The organism is Limnochorda sp. (assembly GCF_047459355.1).
Classification (GTDB): Bacteria; Bacillota; Limnochordia; order Limnochordales; family Limnochordaceae; genus Limnochorda.
In genome coordinates this window covers 1-1,042 of record NZ_VSCV01000116.1, presented here as the reverse complement: position 1 = coordinate 1,042, position 1,042 = coordinate 1, and the positions used below count along the sequence as shown (strand labels likewise).

Annotated in this window: 1 protein-coding gene; it reads right to left on the bottom strand. The window is 66.7% G+C overall.

Going from position 1 to position 1,042, the window contains the following annotated elements; translation table 11 throughout:
• A partial coding sequence (pnp, locus tag FWJ67_RS11285) for a polyribonucleotide nucleotidyltransferase (protein WP_414482883.1) occupies positions 1–1,042 on the bottom strand: 1,042 nt, incomplete at both ends.

Sequence of the window (1,042 nt, the reverse complement as noted above, 5' to 3'; positions counted from 1 at the left end):
GCGAAGCGAGCCTCCTCGTCGGCCCACTCCTCGGGCGTGAGGGCATCCTTCCGGGAGAGGTTGATCCGGCCCAGCTCGTCGATGTCGGTGACCTTTACGGTGATCTCATCCCCCAGCTGGACCACGTCCTCCACCCGGCCCACCCGCCCCGGCGCCAGCTTGGAGATGTGGACCAGCCCTTCCTTGCCAGGCAGGATCTCCACGAAGGCGCCGAAGTTGGTGATCCGCTTCACCTTCCCCTGGTAGGTCGCCCCGACCTCCACGTCCCGGACCAGGTTCTCCACCATCGCCTTGGCCCGCTGGCCCTCTTCCTCGTTGACCGAGGCGATGTAGACGGTGCCGTCGTCTTCGATGTCAATCTGGACGCCCGTCTCCTCGATGATCCCCCGGATCACCTTCCCGCCGGGCCCGATCACATCGCGGATCCGGTCGACGGGGATCTGGAGGGTGATCACCCGCGGGGCGAAGGGCGACAGGCTGGGCCGCGGCCGGTCGATGACTTCCGCCATCTTATCGAGGATGTACAGCCGCCCCCGGCGGGCCTGTTCCAGGGCCGCCTGGAGGATCTCCCGGCCGATCCCCTTCACCTTGATATCCATCTGGATGGCGGTGATGCCATCCCGGGTGCCGGCGACCTTGAAGTCCATGTCGCCCAGCGCGTCCTCGATCCCCTGGATGTCCGTCAGGATGGCAAAGCGGTCGCCGTACTTGACCAAGCCCATGGCGATACCAGCCACCGGCTTGCGGATGGGCACGCCCGCATCCATCAGAGCCAGGGTGGAGCCGCAGACACTGGCCTGGGAGGTGGAACCGTTGGAGGAGAGCACCTCCGAGACCACCCGGATGGTGTACGGGAAGTCCTCCTCGGGCGGAATGACCGGGAGGAGGGCCCGCTCCGCCAAGGCCCCGTGGCCGATCTCCCGCCGGCCCGCGGATCGCATGGGCCGAACCTCACCCACCGAGAAGCCGGGGAAGTTGTAGTGGTGGATGTACCGCTTCCGGTCTTCCTCCCGGAGATCGTCCAAGAGCTGCTCATCGGACT